The organism is Haloprofundus halophilus (assembly GCF_003439925.1).
In the GTDB taxonomy this organism is placed as follows: Archaea; Halobacteriota; Halobacteria; order Halobacteriales; family Haloferacaceae; genus Haloprofundus; species Haloprofundus halophilus.
The window spans coordinates 119,792-146,222 of sequence record NZ_QQRR01000001.1; the positions used below are offsets into that span (position 1 = coordinate 119,792).

Genomic DNA, 26,431 nt, shown 5'->3' on the forward strand with positions numbered 1-26,431 from the left:
ACTCGTTCGATTCGGGAACTATCGTTGGTAACAGTATATCCGTCGGTTGTTTTATGTACTGTCTCCGGGATACCCCGGTAGATGAACCACGAGTCAGACCACGAAGGGACGGTGACAGTCTCGGCGGGCGGGGTGAGCGTCGAAAAGACGTTCGCGGCCGAGGAGTTCCCGGTTCCTGCGATCAAGTTCGTCATCCGATCTGAGCGAGACGACGTCGTCGACGTTCGACTCTCCGACGACATCCCGGAGTCGTTTTCGATGGAGCGTGTCGGCTTTCACCCCGACTACGAGAGCGCGAACTGGACCGCGTACGAGGACCAGTTCGTCGAGTACGAGCGCACGTTGGACCCCAAAGAGGAGGTTCTAACCGTCTACGGCGTTCGAGTCGGCGACGACGAGGACGTTTCGGCGTTTCTCACCGACCCGATGCTGGAGACGGTCGTCCCCGGCGACGGCGGCGACACCGTCAGTTCCGTCGTCGGAGACGACAGCTCCGAAGTGGTCCGCAACGCGCTCGCGGACGAGGCGACGGCACTGCCCGGCCTGGAAGCGGACGGCCTCGACGCCCCGGAGTCGCCGGAATCCGCGTCGGACGACGCCGACGCACCGGAGCCACTCGAACTCGAAGACCCCCTCGCGGAGGACCCGCTGTCCGGGGTTACGGAGACGACCGACGCTCCGGTAGAGACAGCCGAGGACTCGGCAGAGTCGACGGAGCCAGCCACCGGCGCCGACGCCGACGAGGACCCCGAACCGCTGACGCTCGAAGACCCGCTTTCGACGCCCGACGAGACGGGCGGGTCGCCCGAATCACCCGCTGAATCCGTCGACGAGAGTCCCGACGAGCGGACGTCGGGCCCCCGTTCGCTCTCGTCGGGCCTCTCCGCAGCGGTCGTCGCTCGCCCGCCGGACGCAGCACCGCTCGGCGCGCAGTTCGACGAAGTACCGGAGGGTACGCCGACCCCCGACGCCGACGTCGAAGAGACTCCGGCCGCCCCTGTCGACGCTTCCGATGCCGTCGATGCTTCCGATACCGTCGACGCTTCCGACACCGTCGACGCGTCCGACGCCGCACCATCTCCGCAGACGGGCGTCGCCGCGGCGCTCGCCGAGGAGATTCGGTCGGGGGCGGTCGACGACGACGACCTCGAACTGCTCCGCGACGAGCTCGACCTCGGCCTTCCACGGAGTGTCGACGTGCGGATTCGCCGCCTCCAATCGCAGATGAACGACCTCGATGCGTACTCCGACGCACTCGAGACGTTCATCGACGAGAACGGCACGGCCGACGAACTCGTCACCGACCTCCGAGCGGAACAGGAGTCGCTGTCGGCGACAGCCGACGAACTGGAGACCGACGTCGCCGCGTTGCGAGAGGACCGTTCCGAGTTGGAATCGACGGTCGACGACGTCTCGGGTCGCCTCGACGACGTCGACGAGCGCGTCGATACCGTCGAGACGAGCGTCGAATCGCTCGACGACGAGATGGGCGAAGTCAGAAGCGACCTCGCGGACCTCGATTCGCACATCGTCTCCGTCGAGGAACTGAGCGCGGACGAACGCGCCGAACTGGAAGCCGAACTCGAACAGATTCGTCAGGAACTGGAGGCGCTCGATTCGTTCCGCGACCGCCTCAGTAGCGTTTTCGGCGGCGAACAGTAGTCCCGTCGACCCGGACACGAGTTCTCTGGAGAATCTCCCGAAACGTAATCGGTTTACGACGCCGCCCCCTCTCAGCGGACAATGACGCAGACCGTGTCCGTCGCCGTCCCACGGAAGGGACGCCCGCTCGAAGCGGTACTCGAACGTTTCGCGACCGTGGCGGGCACGCATTCGCATTCGGTCGCCGACGAGATTTCCTCGACACTCCGCTACGAGAAGTCGGTCACGAAAGGGAACACCGACGACGACCGGACAGTGTACGAACGGCTCGGCGAGTACAGCGAGCTCTCGGACCCGAACGAACCCGAGTACACCCTGTTACGAGACGGACGCGCCGGACTGCCGCGACGCATCGTCTTCGACAGCGTCACGCTCTCACTCGACGGCGTCGACGTCCAACTCGTCGGCCGCGAGGAACCGTTCCGCGCGCTTCGGACCCACGAGTTCGCCCTCGGATTCGACAGCGCGGATCTCGTTCTCGAAGAGGTCGTCAGCCTCGAACCCGACGGTATCGGCAGTATCGACGACATCAACGCCCGAATCGACCCGATGGAGTCCGACGTTCGTGTCGTCACCGGCCTCGGCGACACCGTCTACCACACGCTGATGGCGACGCCGGAGGTGCTGCCCGCGGGAGCGACGCTCGACCGCTCGTTCGTCGCCGACTACGAGGGACCACTGTGCATCTCGCCGCGGTACGAACGGCTCGTCGAGGCGGTGCTCGGAACGGACACCATCGAAAACGTCGCGTTCCGATACCCCGACGCAGACGACGGGAGGGAAGAGGAAGCCGCCATCGCCGACACTGGCCTCGGCGTCTATCTCACGATGACGGGGTCGACCGCTCGCGACCACGGTCTCGTCCTCGGCGACCACCTGTTCCCGAGTGAAACCGTGTTGATGGAGAACGATGCCGAACGGGGCAGCGCGATCGACCGGGTCAAGGCGATTCTCTCCGACGTCTCCGAGGAGACGGCTATTCGAGCGTAACACGGACCGCTCCAACTTTGCTGACGACGCTCCGGTGTTCTCGAATCGTCCGACTGAGATTCCTCTCCGACTCCTCTGCAGATTGCATTCTAGAGCCACACCCGGATTCTATAGACATACAGTCCAATCTTTGTAGCCTTTGGCGGCCGCCTCGGTGGTCCCAATAGCACATCTTAGTGCGCTAAGATTCGTGCGTAGGGATAACTTGATGTGGGGTCGCTCCGACGCCAAACCGTGAGCGAACCGGACACCAGTCGGTCGTCGGTGAAGACGTACGTGCCGACGTACCAGAAAGAACAGTGGGCCGACCACGCCGCCGAACTCGGGATGACCCAAAGCGAGTTCGTTCGGACGATGGTCCAGGCGGGTCGGCGCGACTTCGATCTCGACGCGTCGGACGAGAATCTGGAGGCCCCTGTCGAGGGCTCGAACCCCGGGGGTGACGTGCTCGAAGACCGGGTGCAAGAAGTACTCCACCGACGGGGCGTCATGTCGTGGAACCAACTCGTCGAGGCGCTCTCGGGAGATTTCGAGAGTCGGTTGGAAGACGCCCTCGACTCGTTGCAGTCGGCGAACCGCGTCCGGTACAACGGACGGGAAGGAGGATACGTGGTGACTGATGGCGAGTGAGTCGACCGGAACGGGCGAAGAAACCGACGACCCCATCGGTTACTTCCTCCAGGACATGGTGTACCACGGCAAGTCCGAACGAACGAGAACCGAGTACGAACGGGTGCTGCGTCGGTTCGAATCGTTCCTCGCCGACCCGGACCGGAATCCGGCGGGCCGGTCGGTCGTCCCCGCCGACGCCACCCACCGCGACTGCATGGCGTGGGTCCACTCGCTTCGCGGCACCGTCGCGTCGAGTACGGTCGCCATCTACGCCGCGTACCTCCACAGATTCTACGGTTACATGACGCAGGTCGGCGTCTTCGACTCCAACCCGATGACGCTCGTCACCGAGGAGATGGACGAGTCCATCGAGAAAGACCCGACCCGCCGCGACATCGACGTCCCGACGATGCGGGCGTTCGTCGCCGACGTTCGACATCCGCTCCACCACGCGCTCGTCGGGACGTTTCTCAAAACCGGCATCCGAGTGGGCGAGCTCTGTAACCTCGACCTCCGGGACGTGTCGCTCGAGGACTCGGAGCTGACGAACGCTTACGACCTCGGCGGACGACCCCAACTGGACGCCCGCCCGAACTCGATTTTCGTCTCTTCGAGTCCGACGGTCGGCGAACGACACAACGGCGAGGTCCGGTCGGCGTCGAACAAGCGGAAACGCGACACCGTGATACCGGTCGACGACGAACTCTCTCGGCTCCTGAAATCGTGGCTGGCGATCCGTCCCGACTCCGTCTCACCCGCCGACCCGCTGTTCGTGGGGACGAGCGAGGGATGGGGTGAACGACTCACGCCGAACGCCGTCCACAATATCGTCACCACGTACGCGAGCGAGGCGGGGTGGTACCGCTCCGGGGGCGGTGCGACCGAGAACGTCACGCCGCACTACTTCCGGCACTTCTTCACCACCCATCTCCGGGACCGGACCGGCGACCGGGGTATCGTCAAGTATCTTCGCGGCGACGTCGCAACCGACATCATCGATACGTACACCCACAACTGGGGGGGACAGGTTCGGGAGACGTACGAGTCGAACATCTACTCGATACTCTGAGTCGTCGGCCTCTGTACCGCGTTCGGGAAGACCGGATCAGTACACCGCCTCGGATGGCTTTTCGGAGGACACTCCCGACAGCCGCCCGTAAAGATATCTGTCTATCTTTCCAGAGAGATTTCCATATTCGTTCTCACGCGGTACCCGACCCGATGTCCGGGTGACGGAGAACTCCGGTAGCAGTCCGCTGAGGGTGTCACGCGGCAACTCGTCTGAGAGCGCCAGTTCCGACGAGCGGCGGGACGTTACCGAACTCTCCGAACTCGCGGTCCGTCGTTACGACGCCATGTATATCCCATATCGCTATACCCAAACTACGCCGACACCGTCACGCCGGATTCACTTCTTCGACCAACGTCGGAGAGTCGTTCGCGGGGCTGTTCACCCGCGTCGAGACCGGATACGCACGCATCTCGGCTTCGGGATAGGGGTCCAAGAGCGTCGACGCGGTGTCGGCGTCGGCGGAGAGCCACTTCTCTTCTTCCTCGAGCGAGAGGACGACGGCCATTCGGTCGTGAAGCGGCGATACGACGCCGTTGGGCTCTGTCGTGATGATTGCGAACGTCTCTATCGGCTCAGGGTCACCCGCCCCGTCGTCGGTGAACTCGTCGAGTCCGGTCTGGGCCTCCGGCGGCGTCCACCGCTCCCAGATACCGGCCATGGCGAACGGGCGGTCGTCCTCGAACGCCACTCGGTACGGCTGTTTGCCGTCGCCGTTCTCGCGCGGGGTCCACTCGTAGAAGCCGTCGGCGGGCACGAGACAGCGACGCCGCTCGAACGCGTCGCGGAAACTCCGCTTCTCGGCGACGCTCTCGGCGCGGGCGTTGATGAACGACTTCGAACGCGACTCCGCCCACTCGGGGATGAACCCCCACTGGACGAACCGCAGGGTGTCGGGCGCGTCGTTCGTGACGACCGGCAGTCGCTGGCCCGGAGCGCAGTTGTACCGCGCTTTCAGCGGGCGCTCGGCGGTCACCTCGAATCGCTCTTCGAGTTCGGGTTGCGGGGTGAAGAGGGTGTAGCGGCCACACATACTCGAGAGGAGGACGCCGAGCGAGTTAGGTCGTCGGTCCGTCCGCTCTCCGTGACGGTGCGACGGGTTTAGGTTTCCCCGTCACCGTCGTACTGGCGTGCGAATCGAGAACAGTTTCATCCCCGTTCGCGGCGTCGGCGAGAAAACCGAGCGTCGACTGTGGGAGTCGGGTGTCACTCACTGGGACGAGTTCGAGCCGTCGGCCGTCGGCGAGACGACCGCGGACCGAATCGAGACGTTCATCGACGAAGCGACCGACCGCCTCGACGCCGGCGACTCGCGCTACTTCGACGCTGCCCTCCCGAGCAGCGCGCGCTGGCGGCTGTACGAGAACTTCCGCGACGACGCCTGTTTCTTCGACATCGAGACGACCGGTCTCGACGCCTCCTACGCCGACGTGACGACGGTGAGTCTCTGCCGCGGCGGCGAGACGACGACGCTCGTCCGCGGGCAGGACCTCTCCGCGGAGACGCTACGCGAACACCTCGCGGAGGTGCCGCTTCTCGTCTCGTTCAACGGCATCCGCTTCGACGCGCCCTTCTTAGAGGAGTCGTTCGGCATCGACGTCGATGCACCGCACCTCGACCTGATGTACCCGTGTAAGACGCTCGGTCTCTCGGGCGGCCTCAAGCAGATCGAGAGAGACGTCGGTATCGACCGCGACCGACCGGACCTCTCGGGTCGCGACGCGGTTCGTCTCTGGCGGCAGTACGAACGCGGCGACGACGACGCCCTCGACACGCTGGTCTCGTACAACCGCGACGACACGGAGAACCTCCGGGCGTTGGCCGACGACGTTTCCACCCGTCTCCACGAGAACGTCTTCGCGGACGTCCTGTCGTAGTAGTCGAAACGGAGCGCTCGTTTAGCTCGCGGGGGAACGCTCCTGTTCGGGCCGGCCGTCGCTCGCTCGCTTGCGCTCGTCGACAGGAGAGAGCGCGTTCTCGACCAGCGTCTTCACCGCTCGGCGGAACCGCTCGGACGCCGCGTTCCCGGAGATTCCCAGTTCGTCGGCGAGTTCCGACAGCGACTGTTCGCGCGGGATTTCGAGATAGCCGCTCGACACCGCCGCGAGGAGCGTCTCGCGCTGTTCGTCCGTCAGTCCGTACTCGTCGACCGACGCGGTCTCGCGCTCCTCGAAGAGTCGGTGAAACTCGAAGTCGACGTCGCGCTCGCGGCAGAACGCGTGACAGCGGGCGAACGACTCCCGGTCGGGGAACTCCGCGCGGAACTGCCATCCGTCGTGCGTCGCCGTGAGTTCGTGGATGACGCCCCCCTCCTCGACGACCAGCGGATAGATGCTCGTCGCGAGTCCTTCGCCGCGTAGTTCCGTCTGATAGAGCCGTCTGGAGCCGGCGGTGGCGACCACCGACAGCGACTCGACGGTCGGGTCCTCCTCGGCCGCCCGCTCGAACGTCTCGAACTCGTCGCTCTCGGCCCAGACGAGGAGCCGGACGCGGTCGCCGTCGACGGCGTCGGACCGTTCCCAGACGATCTTCGTTCCCGGTTCCCGCTGCAACGCCCGGCGCAGTATCGGATGGTCGAGGGTAAACTCGACGACGATCACCGCACTGCCCTCCAATCGCTCGACATCGATACCAGAGAACAGTCATCCGTATATAAGATGCGGGAAAATGCACGCTGTTACCTCATTGTGTGCGAGGGAGTAGCTACGCGCAGTGTTTGGCGAAGACTTCGACTCGACCTCGACCGACGTTCTCTTCGACCTGCTCTCCGACGTCCGCCGCCGACAGCTCTGGGAGTGTCTCGATTCGACGACGGCCGACGTTCTCTCGGTCGACGAACTCGCACGTCTCATCGAAGAGCGAGAGCCACAGACGAACGACGCGGAATCACCGCAGGCCGACCGTCTCGCCCACAACCTGTACCACGTCCATCTCCCGAAGTTCGACGAGGCGGGGCTCGTCGCGTTCGACGCCGACGAACTGACGGTTCGGCCCGGGTCTATTCCGTCGTTAGAAACGCTGTTCGACGCGGAGAACATGGTTCCAGTCGCCGAGAGCGACTGACCGGGTCGCTCCCGATCACACAGATTCGAGGAGAGAGCACACGACCGAAATCGTGGGAGCAGTCACGCGAGAATGTCGCCGATGCGTCGCGCCTCGCCGCTTAGCTCGGGCTGTTTCTCGACGATTTTGAGCACTTCGTGGTCGGTTACGTCGGGGTAGGACTTCTGCGTCGCGTCCTCGATGAGTTTCTTTTCGAGGCGGAACTCGGTGCCGTCGTAGACGACGTCGACGCCTTCTTCGTCGAAAGAGAGAACGGTCATACCCGCCGTTGGCCACCGCAACGTAAAAACGTGGCTCGTTGTCCGCCGGGCGTCTTGCGGACGGTTTATTATCCCTGACGTTTTGGTGCGCACTGTGCCACCCGGTCAGGACCCGCTCGACGCCCTCCGCATCCCCGACGGGACGACCGTCGAGGAACACGACCTGGTCACCGACGGCGACGTCATCGTCGGGAGCCAAGCCACCGTCGACTTCGGCGTCCGCGGCCGGAACCTCGCAGCGGGCGAGCGCGTCACCTTCGGCGGCGACATCGAAGCCGACGGCGACTGCCGCCTCGACATGTGGTGCGACGTCGCCGGCAACGTCCTCGTCGGCGACGACGCCTACCTCGGCGAGCGCGTCCACATCGGCGGCCGCCTGATGGTCTCCGGCGACCTCGACATCGGCGACGACGTCGAGATAGAGGAAGGGTTCGAGGCCAGCGGCTGGATCGTCATCCGCAACCCGGTGCCGACGCTCGTCTTCTACTTCATCGTCCTCTCGCAGCTCCTGAAACTCGGCGAGCGCGACGCGGCCAACGAACTCGCGGCGGCGATGGCCGACGGCGACGAACAGCGCGACCCGCTCGTCGTCCCGCGCGGCGGCCACGTCTCCGACGACGCGTGGCGCGTCTCGACGCCCGCCCGCATCGGCGGCGACTGCCGACTCCACGGCAACGTCCGCGCGGAGTCCATCCAGGTGGGCGAACGGAACAACATCTTCGGCAGTCTGCGCGCCCGCGAGGACATCTTCGTCGGCTCGGGGACTCGGGTCCACGGCGACGTGACGACCCGGTCGGGAACCGTACACGTCGCCGACGACGCGCGCATCCTCGGCGACGTCGTGTGTTCCGACCTCGTCGTCCACGAGGGTGCGACCGTCGACGGGTCGATGCGCGCCCGCGGTGAGGTGCGGTTGGTTCGCACCGACATGACGCGCGAGATCGAGTAGCCTCCTCTAACCGAAAGGAAATTCCCCGCGACTGCGGAAGGGAGGGTATGCTCACCATCGCGCTCGCGGGGAAGCCGAACGCGGGCAAGTCGACGTTCTACACCGCGGCCACGATGGCTGACGTGGACGTGGCGAACTACCCCTTCACGACCATCGACGCCAACCGCGGCGTCACGTACGCGCGCACGGAGTGCCCCTGTCTGGAACGCGACGAGCGCTGCGGCAACTGCGAGGGCGGAAAGCGCTACGTCCCCGTCGAACTGCTCGACGTGGCCGGACTCGTTCCCGGCGCGCACGAGGGGAAAGGACTCGGCAACCAGTTTCTCGACGAACTGACGAACGCCGACGTCATCGTCAACGTCGTCGACGCCTCCGGCGGCACCGACGAGGAGGGCGAACCCGTCGAAGTCGGGACGTACGACCCCCTCGACGAGGTCGACTTCATCGAGGAGGAGATGGACCAGTGGCTCGCGGGCATCGTCGAGCGCAACTGGGAGTCCATCGAGCGCAAATCCCGCTCTCCCGACTTCGACATCGACGACGCGCTCGCCGACCTGCTCACCGGGTTCGGCGCGTCGGAGTACGAAGTCGCCGCCAGCCTGCGCGAACTCGACTACCCGGCGGACCCGATGCAGTGGAGCGACGAGCACCGCGAGGCGCTGGCCCGGGACGTGCGCGCGCGGACGAAGCCTATCGTGCTCGTCGCCAACAAAGTCGACATCGCGCCCGAGGAGAACATCCGCCGACTGCGCGAGACGGAGAAACTCGTCATTCCGGCCACCGCCGACGGCGAGCTCGCGCTCCGTCGAGCGGCGGAGGCGGGAATCGTCGACTACGACCCCGGCGACGAGGACTTCGAACTCGTCGGCGACGTGAACGACGCCCAGCGGAGAGGGCTCGAACAGATTCGCGACGTGATGGCCGAGTACGGCGGCACCGGCGTCCAGCAGGCGATAAACGCGGCGGTGTACGACTTACTCGACCACCTCACGGCGTACCCGGTCCAGAACGAGTCGAAGTGGACCGACGGACAGGGGAACGTGTTGCCCGATGCGTTTCTCTTACCTCGGGGGTCGACGCCCGCGGACCTGGCCTACGCCGTCCACTCCGACATCGGTGACGGCTATCTCCACGCGGTCGACGCCAAATCGAAGCGACGCATCTCGGACTCCTACGAACTGGAGGAGGGCGACGTCATCAAAATCGTGAGCACGGCGACATAGCGGCGAATCGGCGACCGTCCCGAGGGACAGACCGCACGCACCGACGCTCCGCTCTCGACTACGACGCTCGAAAAATCCGCTGGAGCCGCGTGTTCAGTCGGCGCTGCTGCCGACGGTGTTGTCGCTTCGTGCGTCCGACGCGCGACTGTGCTGGCGTCGCTCCCACGCCCAGCGCTGGCGGATAGCGCGACGGCCCTCTTCGGTCAGCTCGTAGTAGTTCGTCCGCTGGTCGAGCGTGCCCTTCTCGACGAGTCCCGCTTCGACGAGGATGTCGAGGTTCGGGTACAGACGACCGTTGTTGACCTCGCCGCCGAGGTACTCTTCGATGTGGGCTTTGATGTCCTGCCCCGAGGGGTGGTCGTGTCCCGCACAGACGAACAGCAAGTCTCGTTGGAAGCCAGTTAGGTCGTTCACATCAAAGCGGAGGACACTCAGGATGTTAGTTATCGAGCTGCTAAGCAATAGAACATGAATTTCACCGCGAGGTTAGTAGTTGCTTGTCGTCGCTCCCGGCGGTCAGTCGCGGACCGTTTCGGACCGTTTCGGACCGTTGCAACACGACGCAGTCGTGCGGTTTCGTCCGTTCATACGCTCCTCCTAAACCGGTGTCGTATCGCCTACACGAACCGCGGGTCCCCCGTCGCTGCGATGCGGAGCAACACGGCCGAGAAGATGACGACCCAGCAGGCGAAGAAGACGACGGCGATGGTTCCGAGATACTCGACGTCGGTGCCGCCGACCTGCAGCTCTTTGAGCTGCCAGAGATACACCGTCGTCTCGACGCCCATCACGACGAGAAGCACCGCGACGACTCTAATCGCCCTCGTCGACACCGTCTTCCCTCCGTCCGTCGCGGAACGAGCCCGAATATCTGAAACTCAGTTTCGAAGACACTTTCGTGACGCTACCTCGCCGGGGGCGTAGATATAGATACTGCTCGTACGCCGGCAGGTTTCGACGGGATATGAACTTCTCTGCGACGCGACGGGAACGGACTCCTCGACGGGGACGGATTCCTCGACGAGACGACGGACGAAGATGAGACGACGGGCGAAGACGGGAAGGAGTGGACCGACGTTTCAAGTATCTCCTCGCTGGTTGGTAACCTATGTACAGGGCGATCCTCCCCGACGGCGATATGGAGTGTGCAGAGTACGAACACGGCGACTACGGTGTCGACATCTTCACCGACGACGAGGAGTTCATCGCCTTCATCCCGTACGCGAACCTCGTCGCGCTCATCAACGAAGAGGTCCAGCTCGGCGACGAACCGTCCATCGCGGACTGAACGGTCGACGGCCGACGGGCGGACCCTTCCTCACGAGAACGGTCGATACCAGACCGCGACGACGAGAAGCGCCAGGAAGACGTACGCCCCGCGAACTAGGAGCATCGTCGCCAGCGCCGGGTCCGTCGTCCGCGCGGAGACGGCGACGACGATGCCCAACGCCGCGGCCGCGAGAACCGCCCCGGTCGGGAACACGCCGACCAGCGCGAAGACGGCGACGAGACTCAGTCCCGCGACGAGGAACCCGTAAGCGAGCCGACGCGCGTCGCGTCGGCCGAACAGCACCGCGACGGTCTGTTTGTCGATGGAGCGGTCGTACGCGTAATCCTTCGAGTCGTCGATGATCTTCACCCCCGTGAGAATCACGAGAAACACGAGCGCGAACGCGAGCGGCGTCGCCGCGAACGACTCCGTCTGAACGTAGTAACCGCCGAGAATCGCCAGCGAGATGCCCGTCGGATAGCCGAGCGTCGTCGTCGCCGCGCGCATGTCTAACTGCGGCGCGTGGAGGTAGCCGATGACCCAGCAGGGAAGCGTCACCGCGGCGGCGGCGGGGCCGACGAGCGCCCAGAGCGCGGCGAGGCAGGCGACGAATCCGAGCGTCGCGCCGACGAGCGCGAGTCGGCAGCCGCCGACCGACAGCGGGTGGTCGTCGTCCTCGCCGCGGAGGTGGAAGTCGACGTAGCCGTCCTTGACGTGGGCCGTGTAGACGGCGAAGAACACCGCGAGCGCGTGGACCGCTCCGACCGCAGGCGAGAACGACCCGGCGAGAACGCTGCCGAACCACGACGCGGCGACGGGCGGCAGCATGAACACCGGGTGCACCTGCGACCCGAACGCCCGAAGCGCCGCCATCGGTCCGGTTCCGTGTCGTGCGACTCCCATGGGCTAGTTGCCAGCGAACGAGGGGATAAATCCTGTCCGCGACGAACCGCATCCGCGCCGAGAGCGTCCCGCTCAGCGGACGGCGCGGGCGGCCTCGGTCATGATCTCGATGGCCTCTTTCAGTTCCTCCGTCCCCGTCGCGTACGAGAGGCGCGCGTAGCCCGCGCCGTGCTCGCCGAAGGCGTCGCCGGGGACGACGATGACGCCCCGCGAGAGCACTTCGTCGACCCACCCGTCGGGAACCTTGGGCATCGCGTAGAACGCGCCGCCGGGCGTCGGCACCTCCAGACCAGCGTCGGTGAGACCGTCGACGACGAGGTCGCGTCGCTCGCGGAACGAGGCGGTCATCTCGTCGACGACGTGGCGCGGCCCCGACAGCGCCGCCTCGGCAGCGTACTGCGCCGGTGCGCTCGCACACGCCTGGACGTACTGGTGGACGCGCAGCATCCGCTCGACGCGGCGCTCGGAGCCGTACACCCAGCCGAGCCGCCACCCCGTCATCGAGAACAGTTTCGAGGCGGAGTTGACGACGACGACGTTGTCGGTCTCGGCGTACTCGATCGGCGAGTGAAACTCGCCGTCGAAGACGGTGTACTCGTACACCTCGTCGGAGATACAGAGCACGTCGTGTTCGTCGGCGATGCGGGCGAACTCCCGAATATCCTCCTCGGGAGACACCGCTCCGGTGGGGTTGCCGGGGCTGTTGACGACGAACGCCGCCGTGTCCTCGGTGATGGCGTCTTCGACCGCCGCGGGCGAGAGCGTCAGGTCCTCGCGGAGCGGTACGGGGACGGGTTCGCCGCCCGCGAGTTTCGTCAGCGCGTCGTAGGAGACGAAGCCGGGGTCGGGAATGAGGACCTCTTGGCCGTCGTCGACGTGCGCCTCCATGGCGATGTGCAGCGCCTCGCTGCCGCCCGCGGTGGCGATTATCTGTTCGGGCGAGAGGCTCACCCCTTGGTCGGCCTCGTGTTTGGCGGCGATAGCCTCCCGGAGCGGGAGAATCCCCTTGTTTCCGGTGTAGCCGTCGGCCTTCCCGGATTCGATGGCGTCGACGGCGGCCGCCCGCGCGTGTTCGGGCGTCGGGAAGTCGGGTTGGCCGATGCCGAGGTTGATAGCGTCCTCGCCGGCCGCCTCGAACACCTTCCGGATGCCGCTGATAGAGATTCGCTCGACTCGCTCGGAGAACTCCGTCATGCACCTATCCGTGTGTGCCGCCAGCATAGTTCTTGCTTCCGCGGAAGGACGGGCGTCGCTGGGGCGGCCAGCGGTGACTCTGGGGCGTCGAACCATCGAGTTATAACCGGGAAAACGGGTCGAACTCAGTTGTTGCGAACGACGTTGCCGTTCGAACCGTTGCGGACGAGTATCTCGCGGCCGCCGTTGTCGCGCACGTCGTTGTTCTCGACGAGGTTGTCGTCGGAGTTGCTGAGTTCGATGCCCTCGTCGTCGTTGCTCGCGACCTCATTGTCGACGAGTTCGTTCTCGTCTGCGCGGAGGAGGTAGACGCCGTCGTCACCGTTGTCGCGGACGACGTTCCCGAAGAGGTCGTTCCCACCGGACCCGCGCAGGAAGAACCCGTCGTCGTCGTTGCCGGTGACGACGTTGTCGACGAACTGGTTCCCGTCGCTCTCGCCCGCTCCGATACCGTCGTCGCGGTTGTTCGTGACCTGGTTGCGTTCGACGGTCGCGCCGTCGGTGTTCGTGAGTCCGATACCGTCGTTGCGGTTCGCGTCGACGACGTTCTCGACGACGGTCGTGCCGGGGGCAGCGACGACGTTGATGCCGTTGACGCCGTTGCCGACGAGTTCGTTGCCGTCGAGAGTCGTTCCCTCGGCACCGCGGACGAAGACGCCGTCACCGCCGTTGCTGCGGACGGTGTTCTCCGAGACTTCGATGTCGAGGGCGCCTTCGCCGAGGCTGATACCGTCGTCACCGTTGTTCTCGACGAGGTTCGAGCGGAGGACGTTACGCTCGGCGGAGCCGAAATCTTCGAACTCGGCCTGAACACTGATTCCGTCGTTGCCGTTTCCGCTGACGACGTTGCGCTCGACGACGTTGTCGGCGGTGTGTGACGAGATGAAAATCCCGTTGACGCCGTTACCGACGACGTGGTTGTCGCGAACGACGTTCTCGGTCGAGTCACCGAAGTCGACGTCACCGACGAGGTACACGCCGTGTCGGTCGTTGTTCTCGATGGTGTTGTTCTCGACGATCAGGTCTCCGTAAATCGACCAGATGAGAACGCCGAACTCGTTGTCCTCGATTACGTTGCCCGAAACCTCGATTTCGGAGCCGACGTTCACCGAGAGGCCGAACCGGTCGTTCCCGGCGATTCTGCTCCCGACGACGACCGAATCGACGGTCTCGAAGAGTTCGACGCCGAACTCGTTGGACACGACTTCGGTCGATTCCACGACGAACGTCCCGGACGACCCGGAAATTCCGATAAAGTCGTTATCGCGAACGACGCTCTCCCGGACGGTTACGTCGCTTCCCAGCGCGTAGATTCCTACTCGATTACTCTCGGTGACGACGTTCTCGAGAGTCACTCGACTATCGAAGAGAACCTCGATACCGGTGTCCCAGTCGGAGACGACGACGTCGCGGATGGTGACATCGTCGGCGGGGTCGAAACTCCCCCCGACGCTGATACCGGTGTTCCCCTCACGCATATCGCTTCGCCCATCGACGACGTAACCGTCGCCGTCGAAGACGACATCACCGGATTCGATGACGATACACGCCTCTCCATCCGCGGTCGCGTCCCTGATATCACCCGTTAGTACATACCGTCCCGGTTCCGAAATCACGGTACACTCGTCGAGCGGCGTCGCCGTCTGCCCCGCGACGACGCCGACGAATCCGCCGAGTGTCGAGAGGACGAGTAGCATCACGACGGCAGACACACTTACTTCACGAATATTCATGTTACTAATGACGGCGGTTCAGGAGATAACAGTATTTCACGAATTCAGGACGATTGAAACGGCGAGAGACGGTGTTTGACCCGTCTCTCCCGGTCGTTAGCCTTCGTACTCGTCCCTGAAGTCTTCGACGTGCGACCGGAGCAGTCCTAACGCGGCGTCGGCGTCCATGTAGCCCTGTTCGTACTCGCCGAGGACGGTGTCGGCGTCGTCGAGGAACGTTTCGACTGCGGTTTCGAGTTCGTCTGCCATACTCGCCCCGTCGACTCGGAGCCTCTTGTCTCATCGGGTCCGCGTCCCCGAGGGACCGATAGCTCTCCGGAGCGCCTTTAATCTCCACCCGCAAATCTCGGAGTAGTGACGGTCACACTGCGCTACGAGGACGGCACCATCCGTATCGACGCCGAGGGCGGCGACTCGGTGCCGTCGCTTCCGTTCGTCGAGGACGACCCGCGAAGCGGCGTCGCCCGTACGCCCGCCTATCGATACGCACAACTGCGGCGCGTTCTCGACGAGTGCGGCGCCGACTACGACGACCGGGTGCTACCCGACACCACCGTGGACCTCTCGACGACGTACGACCTCCGGGAGTACCAGCGCGACGCGCTGGAGGCGTGGTTGTCGAACAGTCGGCGCGGCATCCTGGAACTACCCACCGGGAGCGGGAAAACCGTCGTCGCCATCGCCGCGATGGTCGAACTCGGCGTGCCGACGCTCGTCGTCGTTCCGACCATCGACCTGCTCGAACAGTGGCGGCGCGAACTCGAAACGGAGTTTCAGATTCCTATCGGTCAGTTCGGCGGCGGCGAGCAGAAGCGAGAAAAAATCACCGTCTCGACGTACGACTCCGCCTACTTGCGCGCCGACGATATCGGCGGCGAGTTCGGCTTCGTCGTCTTCGACGAGGTCCACCACCTCGGCGGCGAGGGGTACCGCGACATCGGTCGCCTCCTCGCCGCGCCCGCCCGGATGGGTCTCACGGCGACGTTCGAGCGACCCGACGGCGCGCACGAGATCGTCGAGGAGTTGGTCGGCAGCAGGGTGTACGACGTCTCCGTCGACGAGTTGGCTGGCGACCACCTCGCCGACTACGCGATTCGCCGCGTCGAAGTCGAACTCACCGAGGAGGAGCGCGAACGCTACGAAGCGGCCCAGGGGACGTTCGTCGACTACCTCCGGACGGCGAACATCACGTTCCGAAGCGGCAGCGACTACCAGCGACTCGTGAAGCGCTCGGGGAACGACCCGCGCGCCCGCGAGGCGCTGCTCGCGAAGCAGCGCGCCCGCGACATCATGATGAACGCCGACGAGAAGGTGCGAGAACTCGGTCGCATCCTGGACCGCCACCGCGAGGACCGCGTCATCGTCTTCACCGCCCACACCGACCTCGTCTACCGGCTCTCCGAGCGGTTTCTGCTCCCCGCAATCACGAACGAGACGGGCGCGCCCGAACGCCGAGAGATTCTGAAGCGGTTCCGCGACGGCACCTACTCCCGAGTCGTCACGGCGAACGTGTTGGACGAGGGCGTCGACGTCCCCGACGCGAACGTCGCCGTCGTGCTCTCGGGCAGCGGGAGCGAACGCGAGTTCACGCAGCGACTCGGACGGATTCTACGCCCGAAGGAAGACGGACAGACGGCGACGCTGTACGAACTCGTGAGCGCCGAAACCGCCGAAGAACGGGTGGCGGCGCGGCGGCGGTAGTCGAGGAGTCAGTCGGACCCGGCCGCTTCGACGGTCACCTGTAACTGTCCGTTTCGCCGGAACGTCTCGAACGACACCGGAACGACCGTCTCGAACTCGGCGGTCGAATCGCCCGGAACCGTCACTTCCGCCGTCCCGACGGTCTCCTCGTCGTCGACGGTGACGCGAACGCGCACGACGCCGGTTCGTTCCTCCGGGCTTCGGTTGTCGACGGTGCCGAACGCCCGCAGTTGGTCGTCGTCGGTTCCCTCGTAGTCGAACGTCTCGATGGAGAGGTGGTCCGGTTCGGGCGTCTCGCCGGGTTCGCTCGCCGGTGCTTCGGGGGGCCCGCGCGGACCCGTCGCCCGCGGGAGCGAGGAGAGACAGCCCGCTGACAGCGCCGGGAGGAGCGCAGTGACGAACGTCCGTCGCTTCATAGCCGAGCGTCTGCACGGGCCCGTATGAGCCTTGTCCTCCGTCGGCGTCGCCCTCGCCGTCGACGCCGTCCGCCCGAACCCGGCAGTTCGAACCCCGCGGCGCTTTTATCACTCGACACGAAACGACGCCCGTGTTGACGAAAGACCTCCTCCGGGTGTCGCGCCGCGGCGGTGGCTACCGCCCCCAGTTCGTCGACTCGTCGCGTCGTCCCCTGGCGGCGACGGTGCTCGGCACGTACGAGGAGCACGTCGGCGAGCGTCGGGGGACGCTCACGGCGGCGCTGGACGACCTCGAAGCCGAGTCGGACGACTTCAAACTCGTCCGCGGATTCGCGGCGCTGGCCGAGCGGGAGGCGACGTTCGAAACCGACGCGGCGTTGCCGCCCGAGCGAACCCGCCGCGTCGTCTTCGAGAGCGCCGAAGCCGTCGGCGGCGTCGCCACCGACGAGGAACGAGCGGCGGCGCTCGACGCCGCGGCGGACAGGCTGGGCGTCGCCACCGGCGCGCTCGAAACGTCGCTGTACGCCGACCGGGACGTGAACCAGCGACTCGCGGCGTTCGATTCGCGGTGGTCGCCCGACGAACTGCTCGCTCAGTACAACCTCTCGCTCGCGCAAACGGCGCTCTTCGACGCCACCGAAGTCAGGGTTCGGAGTTCGGACCCGAAGGCGCTCGTCTCGGCGGTGAAGCGACTCCGGCTGATGTACGAGATTCATAGGACCGAGCGGGGCAGAGAGGTCGTCGTCACCGGTCCCGACGCGCTGTTTCGGCGCACTCGCCGCTACGGGACGGGCTTCGCTCGCTTGCTTCGGACGGTCGCTAGGTCGACCGACTGGTCGCTCACGGCGACCATCGACGACCGGGGGACCGACCGCGAGCTGACGCTCACGGACGCGGACGTGTCGGTTCCGGGCGTCGAACCGGTCGCCGAGCCGACGTACGACAGCGGCGTCGAATCCGACTTCGCCGCTCGCTTCGCTTCCTTGGACCTCGACTGGGCGCTCGTCCGCGAACCCGAACCGCTCGAAACGGGCTATCGCGTGATGATTCCCGACTTCGCGTTCGACTACAAGTTCGCCGACTTCCGGATTTACTTCGAGATTATGGGCTTCTGGACGCCCGAATACGTCGAGAAGAAGCTCTCGCAGCTGGAGGGAGTCGAGGGAGTCGAGATGCTCGTCGCCGTCGACGAGAGTCTCGGCGTCAGCGAGGAGATCGAGGCGCGCGACCACCGGGCGATTCCGTACTCTGGTTCGGTGCGGTTGAAGGACGTTCGCGACGCGCTCAGGAGCTACGAAGAGCAGTTGGTGACGGAATCGGCCTCGGACCTTCCCGCCGAGTTGCGGCCCGACGCCGACGTCACCTCCTTCGAGGCGCTGGCGGAAGCGCACGGCGTGAGCGAGGCTGCCCTCGAAGACGTCGAGTTCCCCGACCACCGGCGCGTCGGCCGAACGCTGATTCGCTCGGAACTGTTGGAGGAACTCGCGGCGGCGCTCGAACCGGGGATGTCGCTCGAAGACGCCGAGGCGCTGTTGTCGAGCAGGGGCGTCACCGACTCCAGTTCGGTGCTTTCGGAGGCCGGGTACGAAGTGGCCTGGGAGGGGCTCAGCGGCGGGACGCTTCGGCGAAAGGAGTGAAAACGACCGGACGCGGTGGGTGAAGAGGACGTCGGGCACCTGCTTCAAACGTCCCCGTAGCGGTTTCGGATGGCCCCGGAACAGGCGCGGAGAGACCCCGCGAGCGCGCCACCGTTACTATCGAGTTCGAGGCGTACGTCGTGAGTCAGACTCGGCGCACCGACTCGGCGAAGTCGTCGTCGAGCCACCGAGCAGAATGCGCTACGTCGTCCGAGAGTCGGAGCGACGAGGGCAGAACTCGACCGATTTCACGTCCGGGTCGTAGTCGATGACGCCGAGATTGGCCATCATCGGGAGGTGAGCGTGGTGGAGCCGGAGCGCTATCCGGTCGATGGCCTCGTCGTCAGCCGTCCCCATCCCCTCCGCTCTCGCTGCGATCGCCGCCGCCAACTCCTCGAGGTCGACAGGGGGATTTCTGCTCTCGAGGACGTCGAGCGCGGTTCGACGCTGCTTCGAGGCGTGCAGTCGGTGATACTCGGTCGCAGTCAACTCGGTTGCCCTCGACCGCTTCAGTGCAAATTTGTGCGAATATTGAGTCATATGAGAGTTAGTCTCCGTTCTCTCGGCTATCTCGACGGTCGTGCTTTCGCCAAGGGGTCGCGCACGCGTAAGACTGCACTAAAACTGAGTAGGTCCGGTCGAGTCAGACTTCCTCAAAATAGCCCCGTGCGTCCTCACATCCGCCTCGCGGACGCGGGGACGGGAGTAGTTTTCGGGCTCGCTCACCGTCGTCTACACTCGTTTGACTCCATCGGCGGAGGGTTGATGAGTGCGAACCGCCTGGTACAGCGTAATGCCCGATTCGCTGACCGAGAGCCTTCGGGAGACGCTCGACCTCTTCGACGGCTCCGGGGAACCGCGGACGACGCCCGAGGTGGCGGACCTCCTCGACCTCGGTCGTCGGAGTACGTACGAACGCCTGGAACGGCTCGTCGAGCACGGCGAACTCGAAACCAAGAAGGTCGGAGCGAACGCGCGCGTGTGGTGGCTGCCGCCATCGGCGTCGGTCGATCACTCTCTCGACACTCGGCGGGACCACGAGCGGTTCGCGTCTCTCGTCGAGGCGGTCGAAGCGTACGCCATCTTCGTACTCGACCCGGAGGGACGCGTCCGAACCTGGAACCGAGGCGCCGCGCGAATCGAGGGGTACGACGCCCACGAGGTCGTCGGCGAACACGTTTCGACGTTTTACACCGAGACGGAACGGGACGCGCGAGTCCCCGAAGAACACCTGTCCATCGCCGCCGAAACGGGTCTCCTCGAAGACGACGGATGGCGCGTCCGGTCCGACGGCTCGCGCTTCTGGGCGAGCGTTACGATTGCGGCCGTCAGGGACGACGGCGGCGAACTCGAGGGCTACGTGACGGTCGTTCGGGAGACGACCGGCCGCGAGGAGCGCGAGGTCGAAAAGTCCGAGCAGCGTTACCGCACCCTCGCGGAAAACTTTCCGAACGGAGCGGTCGCGCTCCTCGACGAGGAGTTGCGGCACACGCTCGTCGAGGGACGGGGTTTCGAGAAGCTCGACTTTAGCGCCGCTGATCTCCGGCGTAAACGGGTACAGGACGTGTACTCCGAAGAGCTCTTAGAGGTCGTCGAACCGAACTACCGCGCCGCACTCGAAGGCGAGTCAAACTCGTTCGAGTTGGAGGTCCAGGGGCGGACGTTCGCGTTCCAAACGCTCCCGTTGACCACCGACGACGGCGACGTGTTCGCGGCCATGGCGACGAGCCAGGACGTCACCGAACGGAAAGAGTACGAACAGACCATCCGCGACGCCAAATCCCGACTACAGGCTGCAACCGAGGCCGGCGCGGTCGGTACCTTCGAGTGGTACATCCCCGAAGACAGGGTAGTCGTGGGGCCCTCGTTCGCCGACCAGTTCGGCGTCGACCCCGACCTGGCCCAAGAGGGTGTGTCGTCCGACCTATTCGTCGCGGCCATCCACGAGGACGACCGTGAGCGAATCGTGCGAAAAGTAGAGGAGGCGGTTGCATCCTGCGGGGAGCACAAAGAGGAGTACCGCGTCCGGAACGCCGACGGCGAACTCCGATGGGTGGCTGCTCGCGGTCACGTCGAGTGCGACGACGACGGCGACCCCGTCGTCTTCCTCGGCGCACTCGTCGACATCACGGAACGGAAACAGGCCGAGATAGCCCTCGAAAAGCAGAGACACCAACTCGCCGCGCTGAACGACCTCAACGCCATCATCCGTGATATCACGGACACGGTCATCGACCAGCCCACTCGCGAGAAAATCGAGGCGACCGTCTGTGAGCGCCTCGCCGACGTGGACTCGTACGAATTCGCCTGGATCGGCGACGTCGACGCCGCTTCCCAGGCGGTGAAAGTGCGAGCCGAAGCCGGCGTGGAGGGGTATCTCGACGAGGTTCCGATCTCCGTGGACCCGGACGACTCGACGGGGCGAGGGCCGGCCGGGAAAGCCGTCAGAACGGGGGAGATACGGGTTCTCCAAGACGCCCTGTCGGACCCCGACTTCGAGCCCTGGCGCCACTTCGCCGAGCAGTACGGCTACCGCTCGTGCGCCGCGATTCCGCTCGTCCACGACGGAAACCTGTACGGACTGCTCGCGATATACGCGGACCGCCCGAAAGCGTTCGACGGTCAGGAGCGCGAGGTGATCGCTCAACTCGGCGAAGTCGTCGGTCACGCTATCGCGGCTATCGAGCGCAAACAGGCGCTGATGAGCGACGAGATCACCGAGATACAGTTTATCATCCCGTCTATCCTCGAGACCTTCGGAGTCGATTTCGACGTCGATGGGACGATCACGTTCGAACAGACCACAACAATCGGCGACGACGATTTCCTCCAGTACGGAACCGTCGACGCGACGGCCATCGACGTCGTGAAGGGGCTCACCGAACAGATTCCTCACTTCACGGATATGACGGTCGTCGACCGAGAAACCGACACGAACTGGTTCGAACTACAGGTCTCCGAGCCACCTGTCGTGTCGGCCGTCGCGTCTCACGGCGGTCACGTGAAGCAGATGAAGGTCGAAGACGGCGACTGCCACATGACGATCCACCTCCCCACCAGCGTCGCCGCTCGAAGCATCATCGACACGGTTCGAGGGACCTATCCGACGGCGAAGATGGCCTCACGCCGACAGATTACGCGGGACGACGACAGTCTCGAAAGGGTCCATCGGTTGGTGACCGAAGACTTGACCGAACGTCAACGAACCGCACTCGAGGCGGCCGTCTACGCGGGATATTTCGCGTGGCCGCGCGAGAGAACCGGCGAACGTATCGCCGAGTCGATCGGCATCGCGTCTCCGACGTTCCACCAGCACCTCCGGAAGGCTCAGCAGAAAGTGTTCGGGTCGCTGTTTGCGACACCGGCATCGGGTCAGTAGTCGTCTGGAAGTGCGGAGGCTAATCCGCCTCTCGGACCGCGGGGGCGTCGCCGGGCCGCTCGCGGTTGACAACCAACCGATAAAAAGCACTTACCGCTCGCCTGCGTTCCGACGATATGACCGACTCAGCGGGACCAGCGCCGACCGAGAACGCTCGACGCGGCGAACTGATTCCGTGCACCTTCGGGGGTGACGACGCCGAGTACGAGGGGGAGATACAACCGTGGGCCGGTCGGACCGGCGGCCTCTACGTCGCGTGGCGGGTCGGACCGGTGGCGGGTCGACTGGGAACGTACCGCGCTGCGCACGACGAACTCCGGTTCGGCTACGGGGCGTTCCCGGAACAGCCTGAAACGCGACGATACGCTGCGGCGCTCTCCGACGCCGTCTCGGGGCGACTTCGGTCAGAGCTCGACGCGCTCACCGAGCCTATGCTGTCGCCGCACCTCGGCGCGATACCCACCGTCTTCGACAGCGAGGTGTTTCTGGCCCCGCCGGACGCCGCCGATACCGGCGAGATTCACCACCACGAACTGGTCGGCCGGAAGGGGCAGTTCCGAGGCTGGTTCCAGCCGTGGCGACCGCCGAACGGCGGTGCGGTGTACGTCGCGTGGCGTCTCGACAGCCAGGACCACGACACGTACCCGTTCGAGGCGACGGGTCACCGTTTCGGCGTCTTCTACGACGACGCCGTCTGGCTGGGTTCGGTGTTCGACGCGGTGTCGCTGTTCCGCGTCGCCTCCGGCAGAACTGGTGCGCTCGCCAGCCTCGGCGACGACGTGGAGGCACTGTACGGCGACGTTCCGGAGCGGCGTTTCACGGCGACCGAGCGCGAGTAACCGAGCGAGAGTCGTTCAGTCTGAGCGAAATCGTTCAGTCCAGCACCGGCAGCGACTCCTGTCGACCCTTCGGCACCGTCGACCGAAGTTCGCCGTAGAGATACAGGCCGACCCCCATCGGTTCGCGCTCGCCGACGAGTTCGTGAGCGACGACGAGATAACCCCAGTCGCCGTCCCACTCCACTTCCTGGTCCTCACCGGCGGCGAACCGCTTTGCTGTCTCGCCCGAGAGTTCGACGACGTTTCTGTTCGCCTTCTTTCCGAAGCGCTGGACGGCGTTCGTCGTCGGCTTCCAGTGCTCTTGACGTGTCCGGAGGAACGACATCCCGAGACCCTCGATGCGTATCGGGTCGACGGTGTCGCCGTGGAACGCCCAGATTTTGCCTTTGCCTTTCTCCCAGAACGTGAAGCCGTCGAACGTCTCCGGGGGGATGCCGAAGCGCTCCTCCCACCAGCCGACGACCTCCTCGCGGGTCGCCCGGCCCGGGACTTCGCGCTCGTCGTCGGTGGCGGGGAGGCGGTCGAACCGCTGGCCGGAGTTCGTCGGCGCGTCCGAACCCTCATCGTCGACCCCGTCCGCACCGTCGCTCACGCTTCCACCTCCAGTTTCGCGCAGAAGAACCCGCCCGTGTCGTTGTGGTGTGGGTAGACGCGGTGCGCCTTCGTCACGTCGGGGTGGTACTCCTCGCCCTCCCACTCGGTGACGCCGGGCACCGCTTCGAGCGGCGAATCGAACTCGACCATCCGGCACGCTTCTTCCTCCAACGCGTGGCTGAGGATGGCCTCGTTCTCCTCGGGTGCGAAGGTGCACGTCGAGTAGACGACGGTGCCGCCGGGTTTCGTCGCCTGAATCGCCCGCCGGAGGATTCCCTTCTGGATACCTGCGACGCTGTGGACGTGGTCCATCGTCCACTGGTCGAGCACGTCGGGGTTCTTTCGGACCGTTCCCTCACACGAACAGGGCGCGTCGACGAGTGCCCGGTCGAACGCCTCGCGGGCGGCGTCGTCGGGCGCATCGTCGCTATCGTCGTCGCTGTCGCCGTCGTCACCGTCGTATCCGTAGCCGCCGAACTGGCCGGAGCCGAACGGTTTGAGCGAGAAGTTTCGGGCGTCCTGGTTCGTCACCGCGAGGTTGGTCACGCCGAGTCGCTCGGCGTTGTGTCGGAGCGCCGAGAGGCGTCCGAGGTTGTTGTCGTTGCCGACGAGGAGTCCGGTGTCGTCCATCAGCGCGGCGAGTTGGGTCGTCTTACTGCCCGGCGCGGCGCAGGCGTCCCAGACGAACTCGCCCGGTTCGGGGTCGACGGCCAGCGCCGGCAGCGCCGACACCTCCTCTTGGCCGTGGAGCCAGCCGTGGAAGTACGGCCACGTCGTCCCCGGACTGCGGCCGTCGAGTTTCAGGATTTCGTCGTGCCAGCCGGCCGGTTCGTAGCCGACGCCCTCCTCGTCGAGCGCCTCGCGGGCGCGGGCGGGCGTGGTCTTGATGGTGTTCACGCGGACGACGGACGGAAGCGGTCGCTCGCAGGCGGCGAAGAACGCCTCCTCGTCGTCGACGAGCGGCGCGTACCGCTCCAAGGGATTCATGGGTCGACTTTCCCGGCGGCGCGCTTGTCGGTTTCGGAGTTGACCGGTCGTGGCGACGTTCGACGGGACGCCCTGCCGCCCTCGCAGGGCGGTTTTACAACGATGGCGCGCTTACCTCGCCCATGGCTCGAATCAACGTGCTCGCCGACGACCTGGAGTTCGACGAACCGCTGCTCGTAGAGGGGCTTCCCGGTGTCGGACTGGTCGGGAAGATCGCCGCCGACCACCTCGTCGAGACGTTCGAGATGACTCACTACGCGAACGTCCACTGCGAGAGCATCCCGAAGGTCGCCGTCTACCGCGACGCCGACCGGAGCGTCCACCCGCCAGTCCGAATCTACGGCGACGCAGAGCGGGACCAGCTCGTCCTCCAGAGCGACGTGCCCATCTCGCCCGGCGCGGCCACCGAGTTCGCCGACTGCCTCGGCGACTGGTTCGACGAGATCAGCCTCACGCCCGTCTACATCAGCGGACTCCCCCGTGAGAAGGACGACGAACCCCCGGCGCTCTACGGCATCGGCACCGGCGACGCCGCGTCGATGCTCGACGACGCCGGTATCGACGCCCCCTCGGAGATGGGACTCGTCTCCGGTCCGACCGGCGCGCTGCTGAGCTACGCCGTCGAGAACGACCAGAACGCCGTCGGCCTCGTCGTCGAGTCCGACCCGCAGTTCCCGGACCCGGAGGCGGCCCGCGTCGTCGTCACCGAGGGACTCAACGCGCTCTCGGATGTGGCGGTGCCGACCGACGACCTCGTCGACCGCGCCGAGGAGATTCGAGAGGCCAAGCAGCGTCTCGCCCAGCGCCTTCAGAACGCCGAGAACGACGAGAGTTCGCAGGCGCAGCCGCTTCGGATGTATCAGTAGCGACCTTTTGCGCTGCGGGCGCGCTTCGCGTGCCCTCGGCAAAAGCTCGACCAAAAGCACAGCGTCACCCCCTCAGGCGCTCCGCGCCTTCGAGGGTTCCTCGGCCCGCTCGCTCGTTTCACTCGCTCGCGGTACGACGTCTCGTTGTGGCCGCGGCCGCGACTACACCGCTCCGCACAGTTCGGTCGACCAGGCTCTGTGAGAAAACCTTGACCACCGACCGTTTGGCGAAACTGTGCTGAATACAGAGGGTGGATTCATCACGGGGAGTTCGCTTATCCCGCCCTACCAGGGCTGAACCAACTGCTAAGTAGGGCTGCGTCGCGACCGGCAGGACGGTGAGACCCCACACAAATTTTTAATACAGAAGCCCAGATTCTCACATCAACACGATGAATCTGAATCTTCCAATACTCTTCTTCTCTATCATCGGTGCCCTATTCTCTTTCTTAATTTGGCGAAGTAGCGAATCCAGAGATCTCTATTCACAGCAAGAAATTATCCGAAACGAACACCTGAACAATGAAGATAACGACCCAATAGCGATTCCGTTCTTCGCCAGCAGCACCCATCTGTCTTTGATAATTTCAATAGACTACATCAAATGTTACGAACCCAAGCCAACCCGACGCTACCGCCTCAAACGACTCATTTACGGGAGCAATGGTAATACTGCAATCAAACTATCACTCAAATGGGGCGAAATCCCCGACGAGATGTCCGAACTCAAGGGTCTAAATCTGGAACGTGCCATCAGTCGGTTGGATGACGCCGGAGAGTTTGGCGGAAAGATATTCCGTTCTGGGTTCGGTAAACAGAATATAGAGATTTTCTCAACACGACCGAGGAAGATTGTCAGAGAACTCAATACGTTCTTCAATTTAGTCGAGGAGGCGGTCGAACAGGAGATTGAGGAACAGCAAGCTACGGTGAAGACCGAAGCGAGAGATGCGTGACTCCGGCTCAACGCCCTTCCCAACCTATAAAATAAATTGATTCTCTTGAAATATTTCTTTGTTCGATACCGCCTATGATGAAACGGCCGATAAATAGGCTTGCTATACTCACCGACCACCGCTACCGC

At 64.8% G+C, this 26,431-nt stretch carries 28 protein-coding genes; 15 read left to right on the forward strand and 13 right to left on the reverse strand.

The features are described from left to right. Window positions 1-81: 81 nt before the first annotated feature. From DV709_RS00605 to DV709_RS00620, 4 genes are all read left to right on the forward strand, one after another. Window positions 82-1,662 (forward strand): hypothetical protein, encoded by a 1,581-nt coding sequence (locus DV709_RS00605; protein ID WP_117591046.1) that lies wholly within the window; start codon window positions 82-84, stop codon window positions 1,660-1,662. Window positions 1,663-1,743: 81 nt separating this feature from the next. After that, window positions 1,744-2,652, forward strand: coding sequence for a hypothetical protein (locus DV709_RS00610; RefSeq protein ID WP_117591047.1), 909 nt, complete (start codon window positions 1,744-1,746; stop codon window positions 2,650-2,652). 234 nt (window positions 2,653-2,886) lie between these two features. After that, entirely contained in the window at window positions 2,887-3,282 is a 396-nt protein-coding gene (locus tag DV709_RS00615; protein ID WP_117591048.1) for a DUF5805 domain-containing protein, read from the forward strand. Beyond that, window positions 3,272-4,333 (forward strand): tyrosine-type recombinase/integrase, encoded by a 1,062-nt coding sequence (locus DV709_RS00620; RefSeq protein WP_117591049.1) that lies wholly within the window; start codon window positions 3,272-3,274, stop codon window positions 4,331-4,333. The genes DV709_RS00615 and DV709_RS00620 overlap by 11 nt, the downstream gene beginning before the upstream one ends. A 328-nt stretch (window positions 4,334-4,661) precedes the next feature. Here DV709_RS00620 and DV709_RS00625 read toward each other — a convergent pair whose 3' ends face one another. Next, window positions 4,662-5,366 (reverse strand): SOS response-associated peptidase, encoded by a 705-nt coding sequence (locus DV709_RS00625; RefSeq protein ID WP_117591050.1) that lies wholly within the window; start codon window positions 5,364-5,366, stop codon window positions 4,662-4,664. A gap of 97 nt (window positions 5,367-5,463) precedes the next feature. Here DV709_RS00625 and DV709_RS00630 point away from each other — a divergent pair, with 97 nt between their 5' ends. Continuing rightward, a complete protein-coding gene (locus DV709_RS00630) occupies window positions 5,464-6,210 on the forward strand; it encodes a ribonuclease H-like domain-containing protein (protein WP_117591051.1) in 747 nt (248 codons plus the stop codon). Window positions 6,211-6,231: 21 nt separating this feature from the next. Here the strand turns inward: DV709_RS00630 and DV709_RS00635 are convergent, their stop codons facing one another. Beyond that, the gene (locus tag DV709_RS00635) at window positions 6,232-6,933 is read right to left on the reverse strand and encodes a helix-turn-helix domain-containing protein (protein WP_117591052.1); all 702 of its coding nucleotides are present in this window, start codon (window positions 6,931-6,933) and stop codon (window positions 6,232-6,234) included. A gap of 112 nt (window positions 6,934-7,045) precedes the next feature. Here DV709_RS00635 and DV709_RS00640 point away from each other — a divergent pair, with 112 nt between their 5' ends. After that, on the forward strand, window positions 7,046-7,396 hold the full coding sequence (locus DV709_RS00640; protein ID WP_117591053.1) for a DUF7344 domain-containing protein: 351 nt from the start codon (window positions 7,046-7,048) through the stop codon (window positions 7,394-7,396). A gap of 62 nt (window positions 7,397-7,458) precedes the next feature. On the opposite strand, the gene DV709_RS00645 is transcribed toward DV709_RS00640, so the two are convergent. Further along, window positions 7,459-7,656, reverse strand: a complete 198-nt coding sequence (locus tag DV709_RS00645; protein WP_117591054.1) for a DUF5800 family protein — start codon at window positions 7,654-7,656, stop codon at window positions 7,459-7,461. Between the two features lie 94 nt (window positions 7,657-7,750). Here DV709_RS00645 and DV709_RS00650 point away from each other — a divergent pair, with 94 nt between their 5' ends. Next, window positions 7,751-8,605, forward strand: coding sequence for a polymer-forming cytoskeletal protein (locus DV709_RS00650; RefSeq protein WP_117591055.1), 855 nt, complete (start codon window positions 7,751-7,753; stop codon window positions 8,603-8,605). Window positions 8,606-8,652: 47 nt separating this feature from the next. Further along, window positions 8,653-9,828, forward strand: coding sequence for a redox-regulated ATPase YchF (locus DV709_RS00655; RefSeq protein WP_117591056.1), 1,176 nt, complete (start codon window positions 8,653-8,655; stop codon window positions 9,826-9,828). Between the two features lie 93 nt (window positions 9,829-9,921). Here DV709_RS00655 and DV709_RS00660 read toward each other — a convergent pair whose 3' ends face one another. Beyond that, a complete protein-coding gene (locus DV709_RS00660) occupies window positions 9,922-10,242 on the reverse strand; it encodes a PadR family transcriptional regulator (RefSeq protein WP_117591057.1) in 321 nt (106 codons plus the stop codon). A gap of 203 nt (window positions 10,243-10,445) precedes the next feature. Next, window positions 10,446-10,661, reverse strand: coding sequence for a hypothetical protein (locus DV709_RS17525; protein WP_137049264.1), 216 nt, complete (start codon window positions 10,659-10,661; stop codon window positions 10,446-10,448). Between the two features lie 275 nt (window positions 10,662-10,936). Here DV709_RS17525 and DV709_RS00665 point away from each other — a divergent pair, with 275 nt between their 5' ends. Beyond that, the gene (locus DV709_RS00665; protein ID WP_117591058.1) at window positions 10,937-11,116 is read left to right on the forward strand and encodes a hypothetical protein; all 180 of its coding nucleotides are present in this window, start codon (window positions 10,937-10,939) and stop codon (window positions 11,114-11,116) included. A 30-nt stretch (window positions 11,117-11,146) separates the two neighbouring features. Here the strand turns inward: DV709_RS00665 and DV709_RS00670 are convergent, their stop codons facing one another. The 4 genes from DV709_RS00670 to DV709_RS17885 all read right to left on the reverse strand — a co-directional run bounded on the left by DV709_RS00670 (window position 11,147) and on the right by DV709_RS17885 (window position 15,177). Continuing rightward, the gene (locus DV709_RS00670; RefSeq protein ID WP_117591059.1) at window positions 11,147-12,001 is read right to left on the reverse strand and encodes a UbiA family prenyltransferase; all 855 of its coding nucleotides are present in this window, start codon (window positions 11,999-12,001) and stop codon (window positions 11,147-11,149) included. A gap of 72 nt (window positions 12,002-12,073) precedes the next feature. Further along, on the reverse strand, window positions 12,074-13,195 hold the full coding sequence (locus tag DV709_RS00675) for a pyridoxal phosphate-dependent aminotransferase (protein WP_117591060.1): 1,122 nt from the start codon (window positions 13,193-13,195) through the stop codon (window positions 12,074-12,076). A 125-nt stretch (window positions 13,196-13,320) separates the two neighbouring features. Further along, window positions 13,321-14,907, reverse strand: coding sequence for a right-handed parallel beta-helix repeat-containing protein (locus DV709_RS00680; RefSeq protein WP_157972614.1), 1,587 nt, complete (start codon window positions 14,905-14,907; stop codon window positions 13,321-13,323). Between the two features lie 117 nt (window positions 14,908-15,024). Continuing rightward, entirely contained in the window at window positions 15,025-15,177 is a 153-nt protein-coding gene (locus tag DV709_RS17885; RefSeq protein ID WP_168191269.1) for a hypothetical protein, read from the reverse strand. Window positions 15,178-15,282: 105 nt separating this feature from the next. Here DV709_RS17885 and DV709_RS00685 point away from each other — a divergent pair, with 105 nt between their 5' ends. Beyond that, entirely contained in the window at window positions 15,283-16,629 is a 1,347-nt protein-coding gene (locus DV709_RS00685) for a DEAD/DEAH box helicase family protein (RefSeq protein ID WP_117591062.1), read from the forward strand. 8 nt (window positions 16,630-16,637) lie between these two features. Here DV709_RS00685 and DV709_RS00690 read toward each other — a convergent pair whose 3' ends face one another. After that, entirely contained in the window at window positions 16,638-17,045 is a 408-nt protein-coding gene (locus DV709_RS00690) for a transcriptional initiation protein Tat (protein ID WP_117591063.1), read from the reverse strand. 131 nt (window positions 17,046-17,176) lie between these two features. Between DV709_RS00690 and DV709_RS00695 the strand changes: the two genes are divergently transcribed. After that, a complete protein-coding gene (locus DV709_RS00695; protein WP_117591064.1) occupies window positions 17,177-18,682 on the forward strand; it encodes a DUF790 family protein in 1,506 nt (501 codons plus the stop codon). Window positions 18,683-18,883: 201 nt separating this feature from the next. Here the strand turns inward: DV709_RS00695 and DV709_RS00700 are convergent, their stop codons facing one another. Then, the gene (locus DV709_RS00700) at window positions 18,884-19,171 is read right to left on the reverse strand and encodes a DUF7344 domain-containing protein (protein WP_198665618.1); all 288 of its coding nucleotides are present in this window, start codon (window positions 19,169-19,171) and stop codon (window positions 18,884-18,886) included. Window positions 19,172-19,475: 304 nt separating this feature from the next. Here DV709_RS00700 and DV709_RS00705 point away from each other — a divergent pair, with 304 nt between their 5' ends. Both DV709_RS00705 and DV709_RS00710 read left to right on the forward strand, forming a co-directional pair. After that, window positions 19,476-22,061, forward strand: coding sequence for a PAS domain S-box protein (locus tag DV709_RS00705; RefSeq protein WP_117591066.1), 2,586 nt, complete (start codon window positions 19,476-19,478; stop codon window positions 22,059-22,061). Window positions 22,062-22,177: 116 nt separating this feature from the next. Beyond that, window positions 22,178-22,900, forward strand: coding sequence for a hypothetical protein (locus DV709_RS00710; RefSeq protein ID WP_117591067.1), 723 nt, complete (start codon window positions 22,178-22,180; stop codon window positions 22,898-22,900). A 34-nt stretch (window positions 22,901-22,934) separates the two neighbouring features. On the opposite strand, the gene DV709_RS00715 is transcribed toward DV709_RS00710, so the two are convergent. Together DV709_RS00715 and DV709_RS00720 are read right to left on the reverse strand one after the other, a co-directional pair. After that, window positions 22,935-23,492, reverse strand: a complete 558-nt coding sequence (locus DV709_RS00715) for a DUF7122 family protein (protein WP_117591068.1) — start codon at window positions 23,490-23,492, stop codon at window positions 22,935-22,937. Continuing rightward, on the reverse strand, window positions 23,489-24,481 hold the full coding sequence (locus DV709_RS00720; protein WP_117591069.1) for an RsmB/NOP family class I SAM-dependent RNA methyltransferase: 993 nt from the start codon (window positions 24,479-24,481) through the stop codon (window positions 23,489-23,491). The genes DV709_RS00715 and DV709_RS00720 overlap by 4 nt, the downstream gene beginning before the upstream one ends. A 122-nt stretch (window positions 24,482-24,603) precedes the next feature. Between DV709_RS00720 and DV709_RS00725 the strand changes: the two genes are divergently transcribed. After that, window positions 24,604-25,347 carry a proteasome assembly chaperone family protein gene (locus tag DV709_RS00725; RefSeq protein WP_117591070.1) on the forward strand — a complete coding sequence of 248 codons (744 nt, stop codon included), beginning with the start codon at window positions 24,604-24,606 and terminating at the stop codon, window positions 25,345-25,347. A 392-nt stretch (window positions 25,348-25,739) separates the two neighbouring features. Beyond that, on the forward strand, window positions 25,740-26,303 hold the full coding sequence (locus tag DV709_RS00730; protein WP_117591071.1) for a hypothetical protein: 564 nt from the start codon (window positions 25,740-25,742) through the stop codon (window positions 26,301-26,303). The last annotated feature ends 128 nt before the right edge of the window (window positions 26,304-26,431 follow it).